This window comes from Cellulomonas sp. GTC20042 (genome assembly GCF_055389595.1).
Genome location: NZ_AP043678.1, coordinates 1,001,410 through 1,026,587, shown reverse-complemented (window position 1 = coordinate 1,026,587; position 25,178 = coordinate 1,001,410). Strand labels below are relative to the sequence as shown.

The following is a 25,178-nucleotide window of genomic DNA, read 5'->3' as shown; positions in this document are numbered from 1 at the left end:
CCGACTTTCGTCGGACTGTGTAGCGGGGGCAGGATTTGAACCTGCGACCTCTGGGTTATGAGCCCAGCGAGCTACCGAGCTGCTCCACCCCGCGTCGGTGAACACCACGTTACGCCACGCCACCCCGGACGACCAAATCCGCCCGACGTGCCGCCGGTCACACCACCTCCTCGGCACCTCTCCCACCTGCGCGAACACCGCCCCGAGCCGCGCACGCCCGGGCACCGCCCCCGCACGCACGAGGGCCCGGCCTCCCCCGCAGGAGAGACCGGGCCCCGGTCGCGTGCGCGTGCGCGGACCCGCGGATCAGCCCCCGGAGGAGCCCGACCCGTTGATCTCCTGGTCGGCCGCCGCCGCGTCGGCCAGCGCCGCCTCCAGACGGTCCTGCGCCTCGCCGTAGGCGGCGAAGTCACCGTTCTGGAGCGCCGCCTGGCCGTCCTGCCACGCCTGGTTGGCGGCGTCGAGCGCCTCGGTCAGGCGGGTGCGGGCGTCGGCGGTGGCACCGTCGTCGGGCGTGGTCGGCGCGGCGGTCGCGCCGTCGTCCGGGGCGGTGGTCCCGTCGTCGGTGCCCTCGTCGGTGCCCGGGTCGACCGGTGCGGGTTCGTTGCCGGCGTCACCGGCAGCCGTGCCGTCGTCCCCGCCGAACACCTGGTCCAGCGCCTCGTCGAGGGTGCTGGCGAACCCGATCTGGTCGCCGAAGGCCACCAGGACGCGCTGGAGCAGCGGGAACTGGGTGCCGGTGGCGGCCTGCACGTAGACGGGCTGCACGTAGAGCAGACCGCCGCCGACGGGCAGGGTGAGCAGGTTGCCGCGGATGACCTGCGAGTCGCCGCGGGCCAGGATGTTCAGCTCGTTGGAGACGTCCGGGTTCGAGCTGAAGTTGTTGTTCATCTGGTTGGGCCCGGGCACCGTGGAGTCGCGTGGCAGCTCCAGCAGCCTGAGCTGGCCGTAGCCCTCCGCCGGCTCCCCTGCCGTGCTGCCGGCCTCGGCGTCCACCGCGAGGTACCCGGTGAGCACGTCACGGGCGTTGGCACCGGACGGGATGTAGGTCGACATCAGCGAGAAGCTGGCGGCGTCCTGGTCGGGCATCTCCAGGGTCAGGTAGTACGGCGGCTGGGCGACGCCGTCGATCGACGAGGTCGGGTCGTCCGGGGTCCGCCAGAAGTCGTTGCCGGAGAAGAACTGGCCCGCGTCGGTCACGTGGTACTGGCCGAGCAGGGTCCGCTGCACCTTGAACAGGTCCTCGGGGTAGCGGATGTGGCTCATCAGGTCCGAGGAGATCTCGGACACCGGCCGCAGTGTGTTGTCGAAGACCTTGCTCCAGGTCTGGAGCACCGGGTCCTCGGCGTCCCACGCGTACAGGGTGACCGAGCCGTCGTAGGCGTCGACGGTGGCCTTCACCGAGTTGCGGATGTAGTTGACCGTCGCCGGCTGCAAGGCCTCGATGCTGGTGGAGGTCTGGGTCAGCGAGTCCTGCGTGGCGTCCTCCAGCGAGCGGGAGGCGGCGTAGGGGTACTGGTCCGAGGTGGTGTACCCGTCCACGATCCACTTGACCCGGCCGTCGACCACCGCGGGGTACACACGGCCGTCGAGGGTCAGGTACGGGGCGACCTTCTGCACGCGCTCGGCCGGGTCACGGTCGTAGAGGATCTGCGACTCATCGGTGACGCGCTCGGAGAACAGGATCTGCTCGGAGCCGAACTTGATCGAGTAGAGCAGCTTGTTCCACAGCGAGCCGATCTCCGGGCCGGCGGAGACCTCGTCGGTCGGGAACGAGGTGTTCACCGCACCGCCGGACTCGTCGTCCGGGTAGTCGAGCTCCCACTCCTGGTCGTCGGGCGAGCCGACGATCGAGTAGGTGGGCGAGGTCTGGCCGAAGTAGATCCGCGGCTCGTAGTCCTCCATCTCGCCGGAGGACGGGATGCCGCCCTCCCAGAAGCTCGGCGCCCCGGTAGAGGAGGTGGTGTTGCCGTAGGCCGCGACGACGCCGTAGCCGTGGGTGTACACGGTGGTGTCGTTGGTCCAGTTGCGACGGGTGGCGTCCAGGCCCTCGAGGTCGAGCTCGCGGACCGCGATCACGGTGTCCCGGCTCTCGCCCTCGATCTCGTAGCGGTCGACGGACAGGGTGTCCGGGAAGGAGTAGAACGAGCGGATCTGCTCGAGCTGCTTGAAGGAGGGCGAGACCTCCTGCGGGTCGAGCAGGCGGATCGACGCGGTGGTCTCGGCGTCCTCGCGCAGCGCGCCGGGCTCGGCGGTCGTCTCGGCGTCGTAGGACGAGATCTGCACGTCGCGCAGGTCGTAGGCGTCGAGGGTGGCGTCGATGTTGCGCTCGATGAACGGCGCCTCGGCGTCCTGCTGGTTCGGGTTCACCTGGAACCGCTGGATCACGGCCGGGTACACGCCGCCGATCACGATCGCGCCGACCACCATCAGGCCGACGCCGATCGCCGGGACGCGCCAGGTGCCGCGGATCGCCGTGAAGACGAACATCGCGGCGACCAGCAGAGCGATGATCGCCAGGATGTTCTTGGCCGGGATCACCGCGTTGACGTCGGTGTACGAGGCACCCGCGAACCGGTCGCCCTCACGGTTGAGGATCGAGAACCGGTCGAGGAAGTAGTTCGCCGCGATCAGCACCATGAGCACGGCGGCGATCGAGGAGAGGTGCACCCGCGCCGCGCGGGTCATCCGCTGGCTGCCCGAGGGCCCGCCGATCCGGAAGCCGCCGTACAGGTACTGGGTGGCGATGCCGGCGATCCCGGCGAGCACGGTGATCGTCAGCAGGAAGGCGACGACGAACTTCAGACCGGGCAGCTGGAACAGGTAGAACGACAGGTCCATGCCGAACTGCGGGTCGGTGGTGCCGACCTCGGTGCTGTTCATCCAGAGCTGGACGGTGCTCCACCGCTGCTGGGCGGCGATGCCGGCGAAGATGCCGAGGACCGCGGGCCCGGCGATCATCACGACCCTGCGCAGCGGCTCGATCGCCTCGCGGTACTGGTCGAGGCTGATCTGCTCCTTGTCCGAGGGCGCGTACACCGGGCGGGTGCGGTAGCCGACGGCCAGGCTCGCGAAGACCGCGCCGCCCATGATCAGGAAGGCCGCGACGAACAGCGCCGCGCGGGTCCCCCACTCGGTGAGCAGCACGTTGCGGAAGCCGAGCTGGTCGAACCAGAGCACCTCGGTCCACAGCTGCGCGAGCAGCAGGACCGCGAGCACGATCAGCGCCAGGACGACGACGGTCACGACCAGCGGGTTGCGGCGCCGGCGCGCACCGGCCGGGCGGGTGTTCCGCGGCGGCCTGGGCCCTCGCGGCTGTCGGGCAGACGGGTTGGCGAAGGTCACGGCGTCTGGGTCCTCGTCGTCGGGTACGGGTCACGCATGCAGGTCACAACGTGCCAGGCTCCCCACAGGTTCCCACAGGCCACCTCCAGCAGGTGGGATCATGGGACCCGTGACCTCGCCTGCTGACGGCCCCGCCGTGCCCGACCTCTCCCCCGCCACCGCCGCCCTCGCCGAGGCGGTCGTCGAGATCGAGCGGCACGTCGCCACCGGCGGCTGGGACGGCCCGGTGCGCGTGTTCGCGCTGGTGCGCACCGCCGCCGCGCTGGACGCCGAGCCCTCGCTGGCCCGTCAGCTGCCCCCGGAGGTGCTGGCGGCCGCGGCCGCGGACCCGGAGCACCTGACCTCGGTCGAGCAGGAGGGGCTGCCGGCGAGCGACGACCTGGAGGGGCTGCTGGCGTCGATCGCCTGGCCGGACGGGGTGCACGGCGCCGCGATCACGGTCGAGCGGATCATCCTCCCGCCGGAGGCCGAGGCCGACCTGCCCACGGATCCCGATGCCGCGCTGGCCGCGCTGCTCGCGCACCCGCAGCGCCAGGACGTGCGGATCGCCGCCGGGGTGCTGCGCTCCGGCGAGGGCTGGTGCGCGGTCCGCACCCGCGCCGAGGACGCGGACATCGCCGTGGGCCAGGGCCCGGACGTGGTGCCCGGCCTGGTCGACGCCCTGCGCGCGACCTTCGCCTGACCGCCGACGGCCGGTGACGCGGGGCGATCAGCCCGCGTCGGAGGCGGTGCAGGTCGGCAGGTCGGCGGCCTCGCCGGCACCGATCGCGACCACGGCCTCGCGCGCCTCGTGCAGGGTGGCGATCTTGACGACGGTGAGCCCGTCGGGCACGTGACCGACCACCTCGTCGCAGTTGTCGGCGGGCGCGAGGAACCAGGACGCGCCGTCACGCAGCGCACCGGCCATCTTCTGGCGGATCCCGCCGATCGGGCCGACCGCGCCGTTGAGGTCCATGGTGCCGGTGCCCGCGATCACCTGGCCGTCCGCCTCGTCCTCCGGGGTCATCTTGTCGATGATCCCGAGCGCGAACATGGTGCCCGCGCTCGATCCGCCGATCTGGTCGATCTTGATCGTGACGTCCACCGGCAGGTCGAAGGTCGGGTCGATGTAGACGCCGAGCTGGCTGCCGCCGTCCTCGCGCTCGCCGGTGACGACGTGCAGGTCGACCTCCTGGCCGTCCCGCGTCACGCCCAGGGCCACCGTGCTCCCCGGGTCCGTGCTGTCGAGCAGGTCGATCAGCTGGCCGTAGGAGGTGAGCGCCGTGCCGTCGAAGGAGGTCAGCACGTCGTCGGCGTGCACGATCCCCGCGGCGCCGGAGCCCTCGACGGTGTCGTGCACGGTGAGCGTGACCGGCACGGTGTAGCCGAGCTCCTCCAGCGCGGCGACGGTGGCGTTCTCCTGCGAGGAGACCATCTGCGCCTGGGTCTGCTGGTCGAGCTGCTCCTGCGTGGCGTCCTGCGGGTACACCGCCTCGACCGGCAGCACCCGGCTGGACGGGTTGATCCATCCCGCGAGCACGCCGAGCGCGCTGGACGGGTAGCCCGGGCCGCCGGTGCTGGACACGGTGGTGAGCCGCAGCTCGCCGGTGGAGTCGTAGGTCTCGGCGCCGCTGATCGTGATCAGGGGCTCGCCGTCGTGCTCGCCGAGGGTGTCCAGGGTCGGGCCGGGCGAGTTCACCGCGTAGGGTACCGGCAGCAGCAGCGCCCCCACCAGGAGCACCGCGGTCGCCAGCATCGCGCCGGACAGCACCACCGCGCGCCGGGTCACCGGTCGCGGCGGCTCGGGCTCGACGAGGAAGGGGTCGGCGGCGGGGGCGACGGGATCGGGCTGCTCGTGCACCGGACGATCATGCCGCACGCACCTGGCACGCACCTGGACGCACGGTCATCGGCGCACCCTTTCCTCACACACCTGCGCCCTCAGCGAACCCGCAGCCCTCACCGGGTGGGTGCACCGTCCGCTGTGGTTACCGTGGGCGCACGACGGACGAGCCCCGGGAGCACCGATGAGCACCGACGACCCCACCGGCCAGGAGCCGACCCCCGCTGACGGCGCTGCCTGGGAGCAGATGCTGCGCCAGATGTTCGGCGCGGACGCCGACGACGCGCTGCGCCAGATGCGCGAGCAGGGTCTCGACCCCGCCGCCATGGCCGCCGCGTCCGGGCTGCCCGCCGACCCGGCCGCCCTCGGCCAGGTGATGGCGCAGGTGCAGCGGATGCTGTCCTCCAGCGGCAGCGGGCCGGTGAACTGGGACGTCGCGCACGACGTGGCCCGTCAGGTCGCGGTGACCGGCGGCGACCCCTCGCTCACCCCGCAGGAGTCCCGCCAGGTGACCGAGGCGCTCGGCGTCGCGGAGCTGTGGCTGGACGCCGCCACCGAGCTGCCGCCCGCCGGCGGGCCGGTGCGCGCGCTGTCCCGCTCGGAGTGGGTGGAGCAGACCCTGCCGACCTGGCGCACCCTCACCGAGCCGGTGGCGACCTCGATGTCCACCGCCCTGGCGAGCACGCTGGCGGGCCAGCTGCCCGAGGGCGGCGAGGGCCTGCCCCCGATCCTCGGCGGCGGCACGGTCGACCCGCAGCAGATGGTCCGCCAGCTCGGCGCGCTGGTGTTCGGCATGCAGGTCGGCCAGGCGGCCGGGTCGCTGTCCCGCGAGACCTTCGGGCTGACCGACGCCGGGCTGCCGCTGGTCGCCGAGCCCGCCACCGCGCTGGTGCCCTGGAACGTCGCCGACTTCGCCGAGGGCCTGGACGTGCCGATCGACGAGGTCCGGCTGTTCCTCGCCCTGCGCGAGGCCGCGCACGCCCGCCTGTTCACGCACGTCGCCTGGCTGCGCGGCCACCTGCTCGGCGCCGTCGACGCCTACGCCCGCGGCATCACCATCGACATCGAGAGCCTGGAGGAGTCGGTCCGCGCGATCGACCCCACCGACGCCCGTGCGTTGCAGGGCGCGCTGTCCTCCGGCGTGTTCGCCCCGCACACCACCGACGAGCAGAAGGCCGTGCTCGCCCGGCTGGAGACCGCGCTGGCGCTGGTCGAGGGCTGGGTGGACGAGGTGACCGCCGCCGCCGCGATGCCGCACCTGCCGCACACGGTGGCGCTGCGCGAGATGATCCGGCGTCGTCGTGCCGCCGGCGGGCCCGCCGAGCAGACCTTCGCCACGCTGGTCGGCCTGGAGCTGCGCCCGCGTCGATCCCGGGACGCCGCCGCGCTGTGGTCGCGGATCGCCCGCGAGCAGGGCGCCGAGGCGCGCGACGCCGTGTGGGACCACCCCGACCTGCTGCCCACCGCCGAGGACCTGGACGACCCGCAGGGCTACGCCGCCCGGCGCACCGCCGCTGCGGACGAGCACGCCGACCTGGACCGCGCGCTGGCGGAGATCCTGGGGTCGGACAGGCCGGACGACAGCGCCGACGGCTCCGGGGAGCAGCGGCCGGACCAGGGCTGAGTCAGCCCGCGGTGCCCTCCGGGGAGTCGGCCGGCGGCTCGCCGTCGCCGACCTCCTCCTCGCCGGCCGCGCGCTCGGCGAAGGCGTAGCCCTCGAGGAAGCCGCGCGCCCGCTCGGTGCGCGGGTACGCCTCCAGCTCGGCCCAGAACTCCGGGCCGTGCCCGGCGTGCAGCAGGTGGGTCAGCTCGTGCAGCAGCACGTAGTCGGTCACCCAGGACGGCATGCCGCGCAGCCGGTCGGACAGCCGGATGCTGCCCTCGCCGACGGTGCACGACCCCCAGCGCCGGCCCTGGTTGCTGGACCAGCGCACGCTGGTCGGCACCGCGCGCCCACCGAGGTAGCGGTCGGACAGCTCCCGGGCGCGCCGGGCCAGCTGCTCGTCGGACGGGCGCCGCCGCTGCTCCTGCGTGGCGAGGCGGTCCAGCATCCGGCGCACCCACTCGCGCTCCTGCGCCCGGGTGAAACCCGCCGGGATGGCGACCACGGTGCGGTCGGCCTCGCGGTACGCGGTGACGGTGCGCGAGCGACGGCGGGAGCGGCGCACCTCGACCGGGCCGTCCGCCTCGGTGCGGGCACCGCGCGCCCCGGACCGACCGGTCCCCGCCGGTCCGTCCGTGCTCGGGTGGTGCTCGCTCGAGGGCTGCACGCGCAGCACGGTAGCGGGTCCGCGGCGGTTTCCGGCGGACGTGGCCGAGGATCGGGCGCCGAACCACCCGCACGGCGCGGCCCTGACGGTGATACTGGGGCCTTCGCCCGCGTGCCGCCCCGGCCTGCGGACGCCGCCACGAACCGCGAGGAGACACCATGGCCGAGACCTACGCCGGCGAGTTCTACTGCGTGAAGTGCAAGGACAAGCGCCAGGCCGAGGGTGAGGTCGTCGTCTCCGAGTCGGGACGCCGGATGGCCAAGGCCACCTGCCCCGAGTGCGGCACCCGGCTGAACCGGATCCTCGGCAAGGCCTGATCTTTCCGCGGCGTCGAGCCGTCCACAGGCCCGGTCGGCCGATCCGGCCTGTGGACGACGGTCGCCGGCGTCCCTCCGCGTGCCACCGTGGTCGAGTCCACGGACCGAGCGCGAGGGGGACCACATGCGGCTGCGAGGCGGGCTGCGCGTGCTGCGCCGCAGCACCGACGAGGTGCAGATCGGCACCGACCCCCGCTGGTCGGTGCGCGTCGACGGGCTGCCCCGCCGGGCGGTCGAGCATCTGCTCCGGCAGTCCGACCAGGTGCTCGACGGCTGGCTGCCACCCGGGGTGATCGACCTGCTCGGCACCGGCGGGCTGCTGCACCCCGGCGGCGCGCGGGGCCGGTGGCCCGCACCCGGCAGCGGCGCGGAGGTCCGCGTCGCCGGCCTGCTGCGCCCCGACGGGGACGCCGGCGGCGTCCTGCGCCGTCGCGCGGTCGCGGCCGTCGGCGTCGTCGGCCTGGACCGGGTCGGCGCGCAGGTCGCCACCGGCCTGGCGCTGGCCGGTGTCGGCACCCTGCTGCTGGACGACGACCGTCCGGTGACCGGCGAGGACCCCGGCGCGGGCGTCACCCCCGCGGACCGCGGATCGCCCCGCGCCGACGTGGTCGCGCGCGTCGTGCGGGAGGCCGCCCCGCGCACCCGGATCGGCCGGCCCGGCGGCATGCCGCCCGACGTGGTGGTGACCGTCGCGGAGGAGGCCGTCGACACCGGGCGCGGACTGGCCCTGCTCGCGGCCGACGTGCCGCACCTGCCCGTGGTGCTGCGCGCCGCCGACGCCCTCGTCGGGCCGTTCGTGGAGCCCGGACGCTCCCCCTGCCTGCGCTGCCTCGACCTGCACCGCGCCGACGCGGACCCGGCGTGGCCCGTGGTGCTCGCCCAGCTCACCGCCGCCTCGCGCGCCGGTCGGACGTCCTGCGCGGCGACCGCGGCGCTGGCCGCCGTGACCGGCGGGATCGTGGTGGCCGAGGTGCTCGCGCACCTGGACGGCGAGCCCCCGGCGACCCGCGGGGCGCAGTACACGATCGCGCTGCCCCGCGCCGTGCCGGTGCGCGAGTCGTGGCCGGCGCACCCGGCGTGCGGCTGCGCCGACCTGCCGGCATGAGTCGGCGCCGGCACCCCTGGGCAGGGATGCCGGCGCCGGTGGACGGGTCGGTCGGGGCGCGGGTGCGCGCCGCGAGGTCGCCGGCCGGGCAGCGGGACCGCCGTGCCCGGAGGCCGGGACGAGCCGGCCGTGGACCGGGCACGCCGGACGCCGACCGCCGGGACGACGGACGTGCCGCCGCCCCGGCGGTCAGGCCGCAGGGTTCTTCCGCGGCCGCCCCCGGCCGCGCTTGACCGCCACGACCTCGCCGCCGACGAACACCTCGCCGCCCCAGACGCCCCAGGGCTCGTGGCGGTCGAGGGCACCGGCGAGGCAGCCCTCGAGCAGCGGGCACTGCCGGCAGAGCGCCTTGGCGGCCTCGACCTCGGCGGTGCGCTCGGCGAACCAGAGCTCCGGGTCGTTGGACCGGCAGGGGATCAGACCGGCGACGAGCGCGTCGAACTGGTCCTTCGTGGGCAGCGACGGCACGGCGGACGTCGCCTGGTCGGCGGGGGCGATGGGGGGCCAGGGTCCGGATCCGGCCTGGTCGACCGTGTCGAGCAGCGTGGTGAGCCGCACGGTGTCCTCCTGATGTCTTGCGGGTTGAGCGAGTGGCGTGGATCCGCGCCACTCGCTCCTCCCCAGACAGCTGCTGGAGGAAAGACGAAGGCCGCGGGATCCGGTGGACTCCGCGGCCAGGTGGTTCAGGTCATCGACTCAGATGACCGATCCCCTCACAGCGGAGTCGGGAGCGTGCTTCGGGCTGCCGGTGCCACGCAGACGGAGCATGGCTCCGCCGCCGACGGGACGAGACAGGCCCTGCGAGCGGCGCTTGCCGCCGGGCAGAGCGATCCCCTGGATCGTGCCGAAGGTGGACGCGTGGGACGGCAGGGCGATCACGCCCAGCTCGTATGTCAGGTTCTTCACAGCGCTCCACCTCCTCACGCATCGTGGCCCGCGGCCTCTCGGCACAGCGCGGCCCTCCATCAGGACTCTGTCACCGTAGAGGGCGCTCCACGGGACGCACAACCGATTATTCGAAAGTTTCTCGACGAGTTTCCCGCAGGCACCCGTCGGGCTGTCAGCCGTCGGTCGCGCGCGGCTTCCCGGCGACCAGCGCGAGCAGGTCCGGGCCGTACTTGTCGATCTTCGCCGGGCCGATGCCCTGCACCCGGGCGAGCTCCGGCACCGACGCGGGCTTGAGCTCGGCGATGGCGGCGAGCGTGGCGTCGCCGAGCACGGTGTACGCGGGCTTCGACGTCGCGCGGGCCAGATCGGTGCGCCAGGTGTGCAGCGCCTCCAGCAGCACCGGGTCGGCCTCGCCGGTCAACCGCGGCACCGCGCGCGCCCGTCCGTCGCCGAACCGGGCGCGGCCCTCCTGCGGCCACAGCCCGTCGAGGAACCGGGACCGGCGGCGGGACGCGCGTCCGCCCGGCGTGCGCGCGCGGCCGTAGGACAGCTCGAGGTGCTGCCGGGCGCGGGTGATCCCCACGTAGAGCAGCCGGCGCTCCTCGGCGAGGTCGGCGGCGGTCTCGGCGGCCATCCACGGGACCTGCCCGTCGCTCAGGCCGGTGAGGAAGACGGCGTCCCACTCCAGGCCCTTGGCGGCGTGCAGGGAGGCGAGGGTGACGCCCTCGACGGTGGGGGCGTGCTGGGCGGCGGCGCGCTCGTCCAGGTCGGCGATCAGGTCGGCCATGGTGGCGGTGCGGCCGTCACGGGCGGCCGAGGCGGTCAGGTCGTCGGCGAGCGCCACCAGCGCCTGCATCGCGTCCCAGCGCTCCCGGGCGGCCCCGCGCGCGGCGGGCGGCTCCTCGGACCAGCCGGCGGAGCGCAGCGCGTCCCGGGCGATCTCCGGCATGGCGGTGTCCGGCTCGGCGGCGACGGCGGCCCCGCGCAGGCGCACCACGGCGTCCCGCACCTCGCGCCGGGCGAAGAACCGCTCCCCGCCGCGCAGCACGTAGCCGATGCCGACGTTCGCGAGCGCCTGCTCGAAGGCCTCGGACTGCGCGTTGGTGCGGTACAGCACGGCGATCTCGCTGGGGCGGGTGCCGGCGGCGATCAGCCGGGACGCGCGGGTGGCGACACCGGCGGCCTCGGCCTCGTCGTCGTCGTAGACCGCGAACCGCACCGGCCCGCCGGAGGGCCGCTGCGCCACGAGCTCCAGCGGCTCCCACCGCACGGCCCCGCGGGGCGCCCGGCGCAGCACCTCGTTGGCGAGGCCGACCACCTGCGGGGTGGAGCGGTAGTCGCGCACGAGGCGGACCACGGAGGCCTTCGGGTGCTCGGCGGTGAAGGCGGTCAGGTAGTGCGGCGTCGCCCCGGCGAAGGAGTAGATGGTCTGGCTCGGGTCGCCGACGACGCACAGCTCGTCCCGGCCGCCGAGCCACTGGTCGAGCAGGAACTTCTGCAACGGCGAGATGTCCTGGTACTCGTCGACGACGAACCGGCGGTACTGGCCGCGCACCTCGTCGGCGACGGCGCCGTTCTCGACCAGCATCCCGGCGAGCAGCCAGAGGATGTCCTCCATGTCCATCACGTGCCGGGCGTCCTTGGCGTCCTCGTAGGCCGTGATCAGCCGAGCGACCGCCTGGTGGTCGTGACCGGCCGGGGCCGGGCGGCCGGCGTCGGCGGCGGCACGCACGTAGTCCTCGGCGGTGATCCGCGAGACCTTGGCCCACTCGATCTCGGACGCGAGGTCGCGCACGGACACCCGGTCGACGGACAGGCCGAGCCGGTGGCAGGCGTCCGCGACCACGGGGGCCTTCTGCGCGAGCAGCTCGGGCAGCGGCCCGCCGACCACGCGCGGCCAGAAGTAGCGGAGCTGGCGCAGCGCGGCGGCGTGGAAGGTGCGGGCCTGCACGCCGCCGACGCCGAGGTCGCGCAGCCGGGTGCGCATCTCCCCCGCGGCCCGCGCGGTGAACGTCACGGCGAGCACGCTGGTGGGCGCGTACACCCCGGACCGCACGCCGTAGGCGATCCGGTGGGTGATCGCGCGGGTCTTGCCGGTGCCGGCACCCGCCAGCACGCACACCGGTCCGGTGAGCGCGCGGGCGACCTCCCGCTGGTCGGGGTCGAGGGCGTCGAGCAGGTCGTCGGGAGACATCGCCCCCGATCCTCGCACCCCGCGCCGACACCTCCGTGCGCCCGGGCCCGTCGTCCCCAGGGGCCGGACCGCGGACCTGCCTGTGGACGGCTCGACGCCCGCTCGTCGTGCGGAGGGATGATCTGCGGCACCGCGGGCGTTCCACCCGAGGCACAGCCGATCCGACCACAGACGAAGGCGACGATGACCACGCAGCAGCTGCCCGCCGAGGGCACCGTGACCATGTTCTCGACCACCTGGTGCGGGTACTGCCGACGCCTGAAGACCCAGCTCGACTCGGCCGGCATCGCCTACACCGAGGTCGACATCGAGCAGACCCCGGACGCCGCCGCCTACGTGGAGCAGGTCAACGGCGGCAACCAGACCGTCCCCACCGTGCTGTTCCCCGACGGCACCGCCGCCACCAACCCCAGCCTCGTCGAGGTCCGCACCCGCCTCAGCGCCTGAGCGCGCCCGCGCGCGCAGCGCACCCCCAGCGCATCCCACCCCGCCCGCTGCGCTCCCCCGGCGGCGAGTTCGGTGGTTCCGGCCGAGTTCGGTGGTTCGGAGGGCGATTTCTCGCACGAACCACCGAACTCGGCCGGGACGTGGAGCGCGAGCGGTGCGGCGCGATCAGGCGGGCGCGGGGGTGCTGGGCACGGTGGCATCGGGCGCGGGGGTGGCGGACCAGGCGCGGGGGTCCGGGCCCTCGGGCAGCGCCCCGCCGAACCAGTCCTCGATCAGCGCCCGCGCGATCGACGTGCGCGGCGGCAGCACCACGGTCCCCTCGGCGACCTCCGTGCGCAGGGTGTCGCGGTCGAACCAGCGCGCAGCGGCGATCTCGGTGCCGTCCACGGTGATCTCGGTGCTGAGCGCCGCCGCCCGGAAGCCGAGCATGAGCGATCCCGGGAACGGCCACGGCTGGCTGCCCCGGTAGGACACCTCGCCGACCAGCACCGACGTCTCCTCGCGCACCTCGCGCCGCACCGCGTGCTCCACCGACTCCCCCGCCTCCACGAAGCCGGCGAGGGTGGAGAACCGCGCGCCGGGCCAGGCGGCGGAGTTCGCCAGGAGCAGCCGGTCGCGCTCGTCCACCACCGCCATGATCACGGCGGGGTCGGTGCGCGGGTAGTGCTCGGTGCCGTCGGCGACGCAGCGACGGACCCAGCCGGCCTGCACGGTGAAGGTCACCGCGCCGCAGCGGGGGCAGCGCGGGTTGCGGCCGTGCCACTCGTACAGCGCCACCGCGGCGGTGGCCAGCCCGGCGTCCCGCGCGGACAGGTCGGCGCCGACCTCGCGCAGGGCGGACCAGGTGGTGCCCGGCGGCAGGGCGGCACGGTCGGGGTCCGGCACGTGGTGCGCGACGTAGGCCGGGCCGCTCGGCGGGGCCTCGCCCGGGGCGGCACCGGGGGCGCCGTCGGCGTCGTCGTGGCCGAGGAACGCCCAGCGCTCCTCCAGCGAGCCGGTGGGTGCGCGCAGGGCCGCCTCCTGCGGGGAGAGCAGCGCGAGAGCGGTGCGGCGGCCACGGGACCGGGTGGCGACCCGTCCGCCGCTGACCAGCAGCACCAGGGTCGACGGGTCGTCCAGCAGGGCGGCGAGCAGTCCGGGCTCGTCGCGCCGCTCGGCCGCGCGGTCGGTCACCGTGCGCGACAGGGGCAGGTCGGAGTCGAACACGTCGCCACCGTACGCGCCGGGCCGGGGAGGTGCAGTCGGCGTCCGTGCGCACGGACCACGCCGGGGCCGGCCGAGCACCTGGTCTCGCCGTGCTGCGCAGCGCCGGACACGCCCGGGGGCCCGCCGCCGGACCTCGGCCGACCGGGGCTCTACCCTGGGCGGGTGCGTTCTCCCCTCGCCCTGGCTGCCCTCGCGACCGTCGCCGTGCCCGGTTTCGACGCCCGGGACGTGCGCGCGGGATCGTCCGCGGGGGACGACGACGTCGCCGTGGTGACCGACGGGCAGCGCCGCCGCTGGGTGGTCCGCGCGCCGCGGCACGCCGCCGCCGGTGCCGCGCTGGAGGCCGAGCTGGTGCTGCTGCACGCCCTGGGCGAGCAGGTCGACGCCGAGCGGCTGCCCTTCGACGTGCCCCGGGTGGTCGGCACCGCGCCGCTCGAGGAGGGCGGGCGCGTGGTGGTGCACCGCGAGCTGCCCGGGCACCCGGTCGCGCTGGAACACCTGCGCCCCGGACCCGGTGCCGCCGCCTCGCTCGGCCGGGCGATCGGCGCGCTGCACGAGCTCGCGCCGGCGGTGGTCGAGGACGCCGGGCTGCCGGTGTACGACGCCGCGTCCTACCGGCAGCGCCGGCTCGCCGAGGTGGACGAGGCCGCGCGCACCGGCCGGGTGCCCGCCTCGCTGCTGCGCCGCTGGGAGGAGCGCCTGGAGGACGTCTCGATCTGGCGGTTCTCGCCGGTGGTCGTGCACGGCGACCTGTCCGCGGAGCACGTGCTGGTCGCCGACGGCGAGGTCACCGGTGTGCTGGCCTGGGGCGAGGCGAAGGTGGCCGATCCCGCCGACGACCTGTCCTGGCTGCTGGTCGCGGCCCCGCAGGACGCGGTCGACTCGATCATGGAGGCGTACCAGCTGCGCCGCACCGAGCTCACCGACCCGCACCTGGCCGAGCGCGCGCTGCTCGCCGGGGAGCTGGCGCTGGCCCGCTGGCTGCTCTACGGGGTCCGTGCCGGTGACGACGAGGTGATCGCCGACGCCGTGCAGATGCTGGACGAGCTGGACGAGGCCACCCGCGAGGTGCCGGACCCCGGGCCCAGCCCCGCCTGACCCCCCGGGGCCCGCCCGGCCCCGTCGATCAGCCCTGCCCGACCTCCGACGTCGCCGCCAGCAGCAGCCGTTCGATCTCCGCCGCGCCGAGCGGCTCCGCCGGGCGCACGGTCCGCCCGGCGCCGACGTAGCAGAACGCCGCGCCGACCCGGTCCAGCGGCGTGCCGGTCCACCGCGACCACGCCAGCCGGTACACGGCGAGCTGGAGCTCGCGCACCGCGATCGCGGCCGGGTCGCTCGGCGGCGCACCGGTCTTCCAGTCGACGACCACGACGGCGTCCGGCTCCGGGCGGTCCGGATCGGGGAACACCGCGTCGATCCGCGAGCGCAGCACGTACCCACCGACCACCGTCTCGACGTCCACCTCGACCGCCACCGGCTCGGCGCGGGCCCAGGGCGTCGCCAGGAACGCGGCACGCAGCGCGGCCTCGTCGGCGTGCACGGCGGTCGAGTCGTCGTCGGCGCCGGGCAGGTCGTCCAGGTCCACCAGGGCGGCGCGCCCGTAGAAGCCCTCGACCCAGGCGTGGAACTGGGTGCCGCGCCGGGCCTGCGGGGAGGGTCGCTGCGGCACGGGCCGGCGCAGCGCGCGGGCGAACTCGGCACGGTCGGCGGCCAGCCGGACCACGGCGGAGGCGGACAGGTGGGCGGGCAGCTCGACCTCGGGTGCGGGCCCGGCCTCGGCGTCCCGCTCGGCGAGCAGCAGCGCGGCGGTGCGGTCCCACGGGGTCGCGCCCGCGGGCGCCTCGTCGGCGTCGGCACGGGCGGCGCGCACCGCCTCGGCGGCGGCCTCGACCGCGGGGCGCCGCGAGGTGGCGGGGTCGGCGCCGGGCTGCGCGAACGGGTCGGCGGGCCAGACCGCCGAGGCGACCTCCTGGGCGCGCGGGTTCTCGGCGCCGGCGTCGGGCTCGTCGGACCAGCCGGCGACCCGGGCGAGCCCGGCCTCGACCACCTCGGTGAGGAACAGCGAGGGCGGGCGCAGCCGGCTCCCCTCGCCCCACCACGCGCCGGTGAGCAGCAGCGAGGACCGGGCACGGGTCAGCGCGACGTAGGCCAGCCGGCGCTCCTCGGCGACCTGGTGGTCCCCGGCGTCGCGCAGGAACTGCTGCCGGCGCTCGTCGAGGTCCTTGGGGTCGGCGGCACCGGCGTACGCGAACGCCGGCAGGTCGGCGCGGTCGCCGCGCAGCGGGTAGGGCAGCTCGCCCAGACCGGTCAGCCAGGCGGAGTCGGTGGGACCGTCCTTGCCCTGGGTGCGGGTGGCGGGCAGCCCGCCGTCCACCATCCCGGCCACCGCGACGACGTCCCACTCCAGGCCCTTGGCGGCGTGCACCGTGATCAGCTGCACGGCGTCGGGGTCGGGCTCCGCCACCGGCATGTCCAGGCCGTGCTCGTGGGCGTCGGCGGACTCCAGCCACGTGAGGAACCCGCCGAGGGTCGGGGTGTCGGTGGCGTCGGAGTACCGGACCGCGACCTCACGGAACGCGTCCAGGTGCGCGCGGGCGCGTCCCGGGCCGAGCCCCGGCCGGGCGGTGACCTCGATGTCGAGACCCCACAGCCGCTCGGCGTGCACCACGAGCTCGGGCAGCGACAGGTAGGTGTGCGACCGCAGCGCGCGCAGCACCCGGCCGACGTCGACCAGGCGCGCCCGCCCCGCCTCGGTGAGCGACCGCCCGCGCGGATCGGTCCAGCCCGGCGGCGGTGGGGAGTCCACCGCGTCCACGATGCTGCGCTCGTCCACCGCGTCGGCCACGGCGGGGCGGCTGCCGGACCGCCGGTCGAGCCCCTCGGCGAGCACCCCGGACCAGGCGGCGAGCACGTGCAGGTCCGCGGCACCGAGCAGGGTGCGCGCCCCGGTGAGCAGGCGCATCAGCGCGTCGCCGCGGGAGGGGTCGTGGGCGGACTGGAGCAGCGCGACCAGGTCCACGACCTCGGGGGTGTCCAGCAGCCCGCCGAGCCCGACCACCTCGACCGGCAGCCCGGCGGCGCGCAGGGCACGGTGCAGCGCGGGGAACTGCGCGCGCTTGCGGCAGAGCACGGCGGCGGTGACGCGGGACGTGCCGGGGGCCGCGGCGGCGCCGACGAGCACGCGGGCGACGCCGTCCGGTCCGCCGGCCCGGGGTCGCGTCCAGCCCGGCGCGGTGGTCCCGCCCTCGGCACGCCAGCGCGCGGCGACGAACTCGGCGACCGCCTGCGCCTCCTCCTCCAGCGTCGCGGCGAGGTGCGCGGCGACGTCCCCCGGACCGGCGCCGGGACGTGCCCCGAGCTCGGGCAGGTCGACGCGGGTGGTGCCGGCGCGCAGCGGTGCCGCCACCAGGTTGGCCGCGTCCAGCACCGCACGGTCGTTGCGCCACGACGTCGACAGCCGGAACACGTCCGCCCGCCGGCGGCCCTCGCCCTCCGGGATCCAGAACGTCTCCGGGAAGCGCTCCAGCCCGCCGGCGCTCGCCCCGCGCCAGCCGTAGATCGACTGGTGCGGGTCGCCGACCGCGGTGACCGGGTGCCCGCCGCCGAACAGGGACGACAGCAGCACGAGCTGCGCGTAGGAGGTGTCCTGGTACTCGTCCAGCAGCACCACCCGGAAGCGGGCCCGCTCCCCCGCGCCGACCTCCGGCACGTCCCGGGCCAGCCGCGCGGCGATGGCCACCTGGTCGCCGAAGTCCAGCGCGTCGGCGGTGCGCTTGGCCCGGCGGTAGGCGGCGACGACGTCGAGCAGCCGCACCCGGTGGCCCAGCGCGATCGTCAGGTCGCGCACCTTGGCGAAGGGCTTGCGCGGCGGGTGGCCGGCGGGGGTCGCCTCGATCGCGGCGACGACGTCCTCGATCCCGGCGCGGGCCTGCTCCGGCGTGAGCAGGTGCTCGTCCAGGGCGCCGGACAGGGTGAGCACCGCCTCGACCACGGTGGACACCGCCGCGGAGGACTCCAGGTCGGCGTCCCAGTGCTCGACCACCTGGCTGGCCAGCTGCCACTGCGCGGCCTCGCCGAGCAGCCGGGCCGCGGGCTCCACGCCGAGCCGCAGCCCGTGGTCGGCGACCAGCGCGGCGGCGTAGGCGTTGTACGTGGAGATCGTCGGGCGCGCCGCGGTGAGCAGGGCGGCACCGTCCTCCGCGACGCTCAGGCCGGGCAGGTGCACGCCCTCGGCGGCGGCGGCGCGGGCCAGGTGGCGCAGCCGGCGACGCACCCGCTCGGCGAGCTCGCCGGCGGCCTTGCGCGTGAAGGTCAGGCCCAGCACCTCCTCCGGCGCGACCAGGCCGTTGGCGAGCAGCCAGACCACCCGCGCGGCCATGGTCTCGGTCTTGCCGGAGCCGGCACCGGCGACCACCAGGGCAGGGCGCAGCGGCGACTCGATCACCGCGATCTGCTCGTCGGTCGGCGGGTCGCGGTGCAGCAGGTCCGCGATCTCGCGGGCGGACAGCCTCATCTCGGTCACTGCACCACCTGCCCGCCCTCGTCGCGCAGCGGGCAGGACCGGCGCACCGGGCACCGGTCGCACAGGCTGTTCGCGGTGGCCGCGAAGGACGAGGACGCCATCCGCTCCGCGACCTCCTCGATGTGCTCGCGCGCCCACGACGGCTCCTCGCGGGAGTCCGGGCCGAGGCCGGCCTGCTCGCGCACCGCCGCCTTGTGCTTGTTCACGTCGGACACGTAGACGAGCTGCGCGCCCGCGCTGGTGGCGTCCGGGGGCAGCCCCTCGACGGCGCCCGCGTCCACGGCCAGCTGGTAGGCGCCGAGCTGCGGGTTGGTGGTCGTCTCCTCCGCGGAGAACGCGGTGCGACCGGTCTTGAGGTCGACCACGCGCACCGGCACGGCGGCGGGATCGCCGGGCTCACCGTCCGGTACCGGCGGGGCGTCGGGAGCCCGCTCCACCCGGTCGATCGTGCCGCGCACCAGCGCCCGGTCCAGCGCGAGCTCGAACCGCGCCTCGACCGCGAGCGGCTCCCCGGCGTGCGCGAGGTAGTCGGCCAGGCGCGCGACCATCGCGTCGGCCTTGCGGCGCTCCAGCGTCGCGGGCCAGCCGGTGCCGAGGCCGAGCTCGGGCCAGCGCCGGTCCAGGTCGGCGGCCAGCGCCTCGCGGCCCCCGGTCGGGTGGTCCTGCGCGAGGGCGTGCACCAGCGTGCCGAGCGCCTGCCGGTCGCTGCTCGGCGCGGTGCCGCCCGCGGCCTCCAGCGCCCAGCGCAGCGTGCAGGTGCCCGCGGTCTCGATCCGGGACGGCGACACCGGCACGCGCTCCCCCGGTCCCCACAGCGGGGCGTCCGACGAGCGCTCACCGAGCCCGTGCCAGGACGCCGGGTCGGCACCGTCCACCCCCGCGTCGGCCAGCCGGGCCAGCACCGCGGCGGCCTGCGGGTCCGGGCGGCCCCGACGCGCGGTGCCCTCCAGCCGGCCGCGCAGCTCCGCGACCAGCCCGCGCAGGTCCAGCGGCACCGGCGCGGAGACCCGGCGCGGGTCCTCGTCCTCGTCGCAGGGCTCCACCAGGTCGAGGAACGGCGAGGGCTGCTGGTCGGCGTCGGCCACCGCCGTGACCAGCAGCAGGTGCCGGGCGCGCGAGACGGCCACGTGGAAGGAGCGCAGCTCGTCGGCGAGCACCGCGGCGCGCGCGGCGGCCCCCGAGCGGTCGGCGTCCGGCTCCCGTCCGGCGAGCAGGTCCACCAGCGCCTGGGAACCGAGCAGCGAGTCACGCAGCCGCAGGTCCGGCCAGACGCCCTCCTGCACACCGGCCACCACGACGACCTCCCACTCCCGCCCGGCGGCACCGGCCGGGGTGAGCACGCTGACCGCGTCCCGGCTGGCGCGCGCGGCGATCGTGTCCGAGGGCAGCTCCTGCGCCTCGACCCACTCCAGGAACGCCCCCGGGCCGGCCTGCGGCGTGCGGTCGACGAAGGTCTCCGCCGCGCGGAACAGCGCGAGCACCGCGTCCAGGTCACGATCGGCACGCGCACCGCCCGGCCCGCCCGCGAGCGCCGCCCGCCGCCACGGCTCGGACAGCCCGGCGGCGTCCCACAGCGCCCACAGCACGGTCTGCGCGTCGGCCCCGGCGACCCGCGCGGCGTCCCGCCCGGCGGCGAGCACCGTCGCCAGCCGCTCCACCGGACGGCGCACCGGCGCCGGCAGCGAGGCGGACCGTGCGGGGTCGGACAGCACCTCGACCAGCAGGTCGTCGCTGCTCCGCATGCCGCCGCCGGACAGCTCCTCGGCGCGCAGGGTGCGGCGCACCCGTCGCAGGCCCACCGCGTCGATCCCGCCCAGCGGCGAGCAGAACAGCCGGGCGGCGGTCTCGGCGTCGAGCCAGCCGCCGTCGGGCAGGTGCGGTCGGGTCCCGGCCCTCCGTTCGGCGGACGTCGCCGCGCCGTCGATGCCCTCCGGATCCGCTGCGCCCGTCGCCCCCGCGCCCGCCCGGTCCACCCCGACCAGCACGCAGCGCAGCGCGTCGAGCAGCGGGCGGACCGCCGGCTCGTCCCGCAGCGGCACGTCGCTGCCGACGACCACCACCGGCACCTGCGCGGATCCCAGCGCGCGGCGCAGCGCGGTCACCTGGCTGCCCGCACGGGCGATCACCGCCATCTGCGACCACGCCACCTGGTGCTCCAGGCGGGCGGTGCGCAGCGCGTGCGCGACGTAGGCGGCCTCCTGCGCGGCGCTCGGCAGCACGGCGGTGCGCACCACGTCGAGCGGACGGCGCGGCGCGGCCGTACCGGTGGGCGCGGTCCCGTCGGCGGGCGCACCCGCACCCGCGCCCGGCACCCCCGCCGATGTCGCGCGCCGGTGCGCCGCACCGCCGACCACCGCCACCCGCTCGGCCACCCGCGCCGCGACCGTGCGCACCGCCGGCCCGTGCCGCCGGACGCTGCCCAGCACCATCCGCCGTGCCCCGAGCTCCCCCGGTCCCTCACCGTCCACGTCGGCCCGTCCGACCAGCGCCGGGGTGGCTCCGCGGAAGGTCTGCACGGCGGTGTCCGGATCGGCGAGCAGCAGCAGGCGCGCCCCGTCGGCGGCCAGCACCCGCAGCAGGCGGGCGGTCGCCTCGGTGGCCTCCTGGTAGTCGTCCACCACCACGAGTCGCCAGCGCGGACGCGGGCGTCCCGGCAGCTCGTCGTCCCAGGCTCGCAGCGCCTCGGCGGCCTCCTCGACCACCACCGCGGGGTCGAAGCGCGCGCCGGCGTCCGGGGTGCCGGAACGCAGGGTGGTCACGTCCAGGTACTCCTCGTACAGCGCGGCGGCGGCCACCCACTCCGGGCGGTCGTACCGCCGGCCGAGGTCGGCCAGGTCGTCCGGGCTCAGCCCGCGCTCGGCGGCGCGCATCAGCAGGTCGCGCAGCTCGCCGCGGAACGAGCGCAGGGTCAGCGCCTCCGGCGGCACGGCCGGCGGCCACGGGATCGGCACGCCCTCGCCCGCGACGTGCCCGGCGATCAGCTCGCCGAGGGCGAGGTCCTGCTCGGGCCCGGAGATCAGGGTCGGTCCGGGCTCGCCGAGCAGCACGGCCCGCGCGCGCAGCACCGCGAACGCCAGCGAGGCCGGGGTGCGCACCGGGGTCTGCCCGGTGGTGCGACGCAGCCGGGAGCCCAGCCGGTCCCGCAGGTCGGCGGCCCCGCGCCGGCTGGCCGACAGCACCAGCACGTCGTCCGGCCGCAGCGTGGGCATGGCGGCGGTGGCGGCGAACAGGTCCTGCACCTCGCCCGCGGCGGGTCCGTCGGCCGGGGCCGCGTCGATCTCCGGCTCCGCCGCGTCCAGCGCCGCGGCCACCGCCTCCAGCGCCAGCGTGGTCTTGCCCGAGCCGGCCGCGCCGACCACGAGCAGCGCCCGGTCGGGCAGCCCCGCGCCGTCCAGCCCGAGCAGCCGGTCGAGCACCGCGCGCTGGTCCGCGCCGAGCCGCACCCGCTCCGGCACGTCCGCGAGCGCCGGTCGCACCAGCCGCAGCGGCTCCTCGGCCCCCGACGCGCCCAGCGCATCCGACGTGCCCGCCCGGGCGGCCCCCGCGCCCGGGGTGCGCGGATCCGGGGCGCCGGCGCCCGCCGCCGCCCGCGCGGAGCCGGTGGCCGTGGGGTGCACGGCCCCGATCCCATCACACGGGACCGACAGCCGGGGCCACGCCGGGCCGTGGCATCATCGGCCGATGGAGACCGGGAACGGCTCGGCCGATCGACCGCGCACGGTGCGGATGCCGCGTGACCTGCGCCGCGCGCAGGTGCTGCGGATCGCCCAGGAGCTGTTCACCTCCGAGGGCTTCCACCACGTGTCCATGGACGACATCGCGGATCGCGCCGAGGTGACCAAGCCGGTGCTGTACCGGCACTTCCCGTCCAAGCTCGACCTCTACCTCACGGTGGTCGATGCGCGCGGGGCCGAGCTGCTGTCGGCGGTGGACGCCGCGGTCGCCACGCACCCGGCGGGCGAGGTCCGGCCGCACGACGCCCGCGCGATCCTCACCGGCGTGGTGCGTGCCTACCTCGACTTCGTCGACACCGCCGGCGAGGCCTCCTCGCTGCTGTTCGAGTCGGACGTCCGGCACGACGCCGACGTGCGCGCCCGGGTGGAGCGGGCCACCGCCGCCGCCACCCGCCGGCTGCGGACCGTGCTGACCGACGTGGCCGGGGTGCCGTCCGCCAGCGCCGCGCTGCTGGCCCCGACGATCGCGGCGATGGCGCAGGCCGCGGCCACCCGCCGCCTGCGCGGCGCCGAGAGCACCGCCGACGGCACCGCCGGGACGGGCGTCGGCGACGACGACCCGCGCGCGATCTCCGCCCGGGACACCGCCGAGCTGGTCGCGCGGCTGGCCTGGGGCGGGATCGCCGACTTCGTGCCGCTGTCGGCCGAGGGCGAACGCGGGTCCGCGGAGCCGTCCGCGGGCGAGGTCCCGGCCTAGGATGACCGGGCGACCCCGTGCTCCGGCCGGACGTCGCCACAGCATCGGACGACCGAGGAGACGACGAAGCGTGGACATCACGATCGGTGTGCAGAACCTGCCGCGCGAGCTGGTGATCGAGTCCGACCAGAGCGCGGACGAGGTGACCGCCGCCGTCACGAAGGCGCTGGGCGGCGAGGCCGTGCTCGAGCTGGTCGACACCCGCGGGCGCCGCGTGCTGGTGCCGTCGGCCTCGATCGGCTACGTCGAGATCGGCACCGAGTCGAAGGGCCGTGTCGGCTTCGGCGCGATCTGAGACGACCACGAAGGGCCCCGTACCGGTCGACCGGTGCGGGGCCCTTCGTCGTCCAGGACGGGCGACGCGTCAGGCGGTGAGCCCGAGGCGCGACATGCGGCGGGTGTGCTCGGCGGTCAGCTCGCCGAACAGCTTGCCGGGGGCGGCCTCCGCGGCGGCGACGGCTGCGTCCGGGGCGGGCGTCTCGGCCTCGGCGGTCTCGGCGGCCTCCACCGCGCGACGGCTGACCAGGCGGCCCAGCGCGGGGTGCGCGGTCATCACCTGCTGCACCACGCCGAGCGACTCGCCGACCAGGCGGCGGCCCCACAGCGCGAGCCGGGACACCAGCACCTCGTCCTGCGCACCGGCGGTCTCCAGCTCGGCGACGGCGAGGTCCGCGTGGGCGGCGTCGTCCAGCACCTCGAGCAGCAGCGCGCGGGAGCGCTCGTCCACGGTGGCGGCGGCGATCCGGCAGAAGTCGTCGGAGACGCCCTCGGTCACGTAGGTGCGCAGCAGGCGCTCCCACCAGGTGCTCGGCTGGGTGCGGCTGTCGAAGTCCTCCATCAGCCGCGCGTACGCGCCGAGGCACTGCTCCGGGTCCCCGCCGAGCTCGACCACGCGGGTCAGCACGCGGTCACGGCGCTGCACGGCGGCGGCGGCCAGCCGGCTCAGCGCGAGCTGCTGCGCGGTGGTCGGCGCGACCCCGGCGTCCTCGGCGAGCCGGTTGAACGCGACGTGCTGGAGGTGCGCGACGAGCCCGAGCAGCTCGACGGTGTCCGCCGCCTCGGGGGCGTGCTGGGTCGTCTCGGTCATCCGGCGATCGTAGCCCCGCCGGTATGCTGGCATGAGCTCAGGGCCCGGACGCGACCTGGAGGCGGGGAGGCGCGTCGCACCGTCGTCGCACCCTGAGAGGCCCGCGTGTCACCCCTCGCCGTCTACGGCCGCCTGTTCCGGCTGGCCGGACCCGCCTACGTCGTCATCGCCTTCCTCGGCCGCCTGCCGATGGCGATGGCCCAGCTCGGCACGCTGCTGCTCGTCTCCACCGCGACGGGCGCCTACGGCACCGGCGGTCTCGCCGCGGGCTGCCTGGCCGTCGCCAACGCGATCGGCGCCCCGGTCGCCGGCGGTCTCGCCGACAAGCACGGCCAGCGCCCGGTGGTGCTGGTGCAGTCGCTCACCGGGGCCGTCGCGCTGGGCGTGCTCACCACGCTCGCGCACCTCGGCGCACCCGGCGCGGCCCTGGTGGCGGTCGCCGCCCTCACCGGTCTGGCGCTGCCGCAGGTCGGCCCGCTGGCCCGGGTGCGCTGGCGGCCGATCACCGCGGGCACCGGCACCGAGCAGCGCCGGCTGGTCGACGCGGCCTTCTCCTACGAGGGCGCCGTCGACGAGGCGTCCTTCGCGCTCGGCCCGGCGCTGGTGGGCGTCGTGGCGGTGGCGCTCTCCCCCGTCGGCGCGCTCGCCTCGGCGGCAGTGCTGCTCGCGATCTTCGGCACCGCCTTCGCCCTGCACCCCACCGCCCGGCTCACCGGCGGCGCCGCGCGCCTGGTCGAGCAGAAGGACCCCGCCGTCGCGCCCGCCGCCTCCGGCCCGCTGCTGACCCCGGTGTTCGCGGTGCTGATCGTCGCGCAGGCTGCGGTCGGCGTGCTGTTCGGCGCCACCCAGACCGGCACCACCGTGCTCGCCACCCAGGCCGGGCAGCCCGGGCTCGCGGGCCTGATCCACGCGGTGCTCGGCGTCGGCAGCGCGGTGGCCGGCATCGGTACCGCCTTCCTGCCGGCCCGGATCGGTCAGGAGCGCCGGGTGCTGGTCGCCGCGACCGCGCTGGTCGCGCTGTCCTGGCCGCTGCTGCTGGTCGACTCGATCGGCACGCTGATCGCCGCGGTGGCAGTGCTCGGCTTCGCGGTGGCGCCCTACATGATCGGCGTGTTCTCGCTGGCCGAGCGGATCGTGCCGCCGGCCCGCTCCGGCGCCGCGATGACCGCGCTGGCCAGCGCCACCGGCGTCGGCTACGCGCTCGGCTCGAGCATCGCCGGGCGGCTCGCGGACTCCTCCGGGCACACCGCCGCGTTCGCGGTCACCTGCACCGCCACCGTCGTCGCGCTGCTGCTCGCCGCCACCCAGCAGCGACGCCTCGCCGCCGCCGTGGCGGCCGCGTCCGAGCCGGTGCCGGCCGCCGCCTGACGCGGGGGCCCGATCCGTCACCGCCCCGGAGCGGCGCCTCCCGGGTAGGATCGCGCGTGTACATCGGTTGCCCGGTCGTCTCGACCTCGGTGCTCCGAGCGCGTCGTGACGCCCCTGGCGTCCGGACCGCCCTCGACTGACCTGCACGATCGGCTGCCGGACCACCTGTGGCGACG

At 76.2% G+C, this 25,178-nt stretch carries 19 protein-coding genes and 1 tRNA gene; 9 read left to right on the top strand and 11 right to left on the bottom strand.

Annotation, left to right across the window (positions count from 1 at the left end):
* Nucleotides 1-20 precede the first annotated feature (20 nt).
* A tRNA-Met gene (locus ACZ5HG_RS04805) sits at nt 21-94 on the bottom strand.
* Between the two features lie 212 nt (nt 95-306).
* Nucleotides 307-3,345: a UPF0182 family membrane protein gene (locus ACZ5HG_RS04800; RefSeq protein WP_464180735.1), complete on the bottom strand. Its 3,039-nt coding sequence runs from the start codon at nt 3,343-3,345 to the stop codon at nt 307-309.
* A gap of 109 nt (nt 3,346-3,454) precedes the next feature.
* Between ACZ5HG_RS04800 and ACZ5HG_RS04795 the strand changes: the two genes are divergently transcribed.
* Nucleotides 3,455-4,027: a PPA1309 family protein gene (locus tag ACZ5HG_RS04795; RefSeq protein WP_464180732.1), complete on the top strand. Its 573-nt coding sequence runs from the start codon at nt 3,455-3,457 to the stop codon at nt 4,025-4,027.
* Between the two features lie 27 nt (nt 4,028-4,054).
* Here ACZ5HG_RS04795 and ACZ5HG_RS04790 read toward each other — a convergent pair whose 3' ends face one another.
* The gene (locus tag ACZ5HG_RS04790) at nt 4,055-5,185 is read right to left on the bottom strand and encodes a YlbL family protein (protein ID WP_464180730.1); all 1,131 of its coding nucleotides are present in this window, start codon (nt 5,183-5,185) and stop codon (nt 4,055-4,057) included.
* 166 nt (nt 5,186-5,351) lie between these two features.
* Here ACZ5HG_RS04790 and ACZ5HG_RS04785 point away from each other — a divergent pair, with 166 nt between their 5' ends.
* Nucleotides 5,352-6,791, top strand: a complete 1,440-nt coding sequence (locus ACZ5HG_RS04785) for a zinc-dependent metalloprotease (protein ID WP_464180728.1) — start codon at nt 5,352-5,354, stop codon at nt 6,789-6,791.
* A gap of 1 nt (nt 6,792) precedes the next feature.
* Here the strand turns inward: ACZ5HG_RS04785 and ACZ5HG_RS04780 are convergent, their stop codons facing one another.
* On the bottom strand, nt 6,793-7,335 hold the full coding sequence (locus tag ACZ5HG_RS04780) for a SprT-like domain-containing protein (protein WP_464182103.1): 543 nt from the start codon (nt 7,333-7,335) through the stop codon (nt 6,793-6,795).
* A gap of 260 nt (nt 7,336-7,595) precedes the next feature.
* Between ACZ5HG_RS04780 and ACZ5HG_RS04775 the strand changes: the two genes are divergently transcribed.
* Both ACZ5HG_RS04775 and ACZ5HG_RS04770 read left to right on the top strand, forming a co-directional pair.
* A complete protein-coding gene (locus ACZ5HG_RS04775; protein ID WP_464180727.1) occupies nt 7,596-7,754 on the top strand; it encodes a DUF5679 domain-containing protein in 159 nt (52 codons plus the stop codon).
* 124 nt (nt 7,755-7,878) lie between these two features.
* Nucleotides 7,879-8,859 (top strand): thiamine biosynthesis protein ThiF, encoded by a 981-nt coding sequence (locus ACZ5HG_RS04770; protein ID WP_464180726.1) that lies wholly within the window; start codon nt 7,879-7,881, stop codon nt 8,857-8,859.
* A 189-nt stretch (nt 8,860-9,048) separates the two neighbouring features.
* On the opposite strand, the gene ACZ5HG_RS04765 is transcribed toward ACZ5HG_RS04770, so the two are convergent.
* The 3 genes from ACZ5HG_RS04765 to ACZ5HG_RS04755 all read right to left on the bottom strand — a co-directional run bounded on the left by ACZ5HG_RS04765 (nt 9,049) and on the right by ACZ5HG_RS04755 (nt 11,941).
* Nucleotides 9,049-9,417: a WhiB family transcriptional regulator gene (locus tag ACZ5HG_RS04765; RefSeq protein ID WP_464180725.1), complete on the bottom strand. Its 369-nt coding sequence runs from the start codon at nt 9,415-9,417 to the stop codon at nt 9,049-9,051.
* A gap of 138 nt (nt 9,418-9,555) precedes the next feature.
* Nucleotides 9,556-9,765 (bottom strand): hypothetical protein, encoded by a 210-nt coding sequence (locus ACZ5HG_RS04760; protein ID WP_464180724.1) that lies wholly within the window; start codon nt 9,763-9,765, stop codon nt 9,556-9,558.
* A gap of 154 nt (nt 9,766-9,919) precedes the next feature.
* Complete coding sequence (locus tag ACZ5HG_RS04755) at nt 9,920-11,941, bottom strand: ATP-dependent helicase (RefSeq protein WP_464180723.1); 2,022 nt, start codon at nt 11,939-11,941, stop codon at nt 9,920-9,922.
* A 183-nt stretch (nt 11,942-12,124) separates the two neighbouring features.
* Here ACZ5HG_RS04755 and ACZ5HG_RS04750 point away from each other — a divergent pair, with 183 nt between their 5' ends.
* Nucleotides 12,125-12,388: a mycoredoxin gene (locus tag ACZ5HG_RS04750; RefSeq protein ID WP_464180722.1), complete on the top strand. Its 264-nt coding sequence runs from the start codon at nt 12,125-12,127 to the stop codon at nt 12,386-12,388.
* Nucleotides 12,389-12,553: 165 nt separating this feature from the next.
* Here ACZ5HG_RS04750 and nudC read toward each other — a convergent pair whose 3' ends face one another.
* Nucleotides 12,554-13,594, bottom strand: coding sequence for an NAD(+) diphosphatase (gene nudC, locus ACZ5HG_RS04745; protein WP_464180721.1), 1,041 nt, complete (start codon nt 13,592-13,594; stop codon nt 12,554-12,556).
* A 162-nt stretch (nt 13,595-13,756) separates the two neighbouring features.
* Between nudC and ACZ5HG_RS04740 the strand changes: the two genes are divergently transcribed.
* Nucleotides 13,757-14,692 carry a phosphotransferase gene (locus ACZ5HG_RS04740; protein WP_464180720.1) on the top strand — a complete coding sequence of 312 codons (936 nt, stop codon included), beginning with the start codon at nt 13,757-13,759 and terminating at the stop codon, nt 14,690-14,692.
* A gap of 28 nt (nt 14,693-14,720) precedes the next feature.
* On the opposite strand, the gene ACZ5HG_RS04735 is transcribed toward ACZ5HG_RS04740, so the two are convergent.
* Together ACZ5HG_RS04735 and ACZ5HG_RS04730 are read right to left on the bottom strand one after the other, a co-directional pair.
* Complete coding sequence (locus ACZ5HG_RS04735; protein ID WP_464182102.1) at nt 14,721-18,107, bottom strand: ATP-dependent helicase; 3,387 nt, start codon at nt 18,105-18,107, stop codon at nt 14,721-14,723.
* Nucleotides 18,108-18,112: 5 nt separating this feature from the next.
* The gene (locus tag ACZ5HG_RS04730) at nt 18,113-21,733 is read right to left on the bottom strand and encodes an ATP-dependent helicase (RefSeq protein WP_464180719.1); all 3,621 of its coding nucleotides are present in this window, start codon (nt 21,731-21,733) and stop codon (nt 18,113-18,115) included.
* Nucleotides 21,734-21,797: 64 nt separating this feature from the next.
* On the opposite strand from ACZ5HG_RS04730, the gene ACZ5HG_RS04725 reads away from it, so the two are divergent.
* The gene (locus ACZ5HG_RS04725; protein WP_464180718.1) at nt 21,798-22,547 is read left to right on the top strand and encodes a TetR/AcrR family transcriptional regulator; all 750 of its coding nucleotides are present in this window, start codon (nt 21,798-21,800) and stop codon (nt 22,545-22,547) included.
* Nucleotides 22,548-22,617: 70 nt separating this feature from the next.
* Nucleotides 22,618-22,842: a DUF3107 domain-containing protein gene (locus ACZ5HG_RS04720; protein WP_464180717.1), complete on the top strand. Its 225-nt coding sequence runs from the start codon at nt 22,618-22,620 to the stop codon at nt 22,840-22,842.
* 69 nt (nt 22,843-22,911) lie between these two features.
* Here ACZ5HG_RS04720 and ACZ5HG_RS04715 read toward each other — a convergent pair whose 3' ends face one another.
* Nucleotides 22,912-23,634 (bottom strand): ferritin-like fold-containing protein, encoded by a 723-nt coding sequence (locus ACZ5HG_RS04715; RefSeq protein ID WP_464180715.1) that lies wholly within the window; start codon nt 23,632-23,634, stop codon nt 22,912-22,914.
* 105 nt (nt 23,635-23,739) lie between these two features.
* Between ACZ5HG_RS04715 and ACZ5HG_RS04710 the strand changes: the two genes are divergently transcribed.
* Nucleotides 23,740-25,002, top strand: coding sequence for an MFS transporter (locus ACZ5HG_RS04710; protein WP_464180714.1), 1,263 nt, complete (start codon nt 23,740-23,742; stop codon nt 25,000-25,002).
* The last annotated feature ends 176 nt before the right edge of the window (nt 25,003-25,178 follow it).

What these genes read in the sequence shown, in the direction of transcription:
- ACZ5HG_RS04785 (WP_464180728.1), top strand. Translation starts at nt 5,352, where the DNA reads ATGAGCACCGACGACCCCACCGGCCAGGAGCCGACCCCCGCTGACGGC.
- ACZ5HG_RS04775 (WP_464180727.1), top strand. Translation starts at nt 7,596, where the DNA reads ATGGCCGAGACCTACGCCGGCGAGTTCTACTGCGTGAAGTGCAAGGAC.
- ACZ5HG_RS04770 (WP_464180726.1), top strand. Translation starts at nt 7,879, where the DNA reads ATGCGGCTGCGAGGCGGGCTGCGCGTGCTGCGCCGCAGCACCGACGAG.
- ACZ5HG_RS04755 (WP_464180723.1), bottom strand. Translation starts at nt 11,941, where the DNA reads ATGTCTCCCGACGACCTGCTCGACGCCCTCGACCCCGACCAGCGGGAG.
- ACZ5HG_RS04750 (WP_464180722.1), top strand. Translation starts at nt 12,125, where the DNA reads ATGACCACGCAGCAGCTGCCCGCCGAGGGCACCGTGACCATGTTCTCG.
- ACZ5HG_RS04735 (WP_464182102.1), bottom strand. Translation starts at nt 18,107, where the DNA reads ATGAGGCTGTCCGCCCGCGAGATCGCGGACCTGCTGCACCGCGACCCG.
- ACZ5HG_RS04725 (WP_464180718.1), top strand. Translation starts at nt 21,798, where the DNA reads ATGGAGACCGGGAACGGCTCGGCCGATCGACCGCGCACGGTGCGGATG.
- ACZ5HG_RS04715 (WP_464180715.1), bottom strand. Translation starts at nt 23,634, where the DNA reads ATGACCGAGACGACCCAGCACGCCCCCGAGGCGGCGGACACCGTCGAG.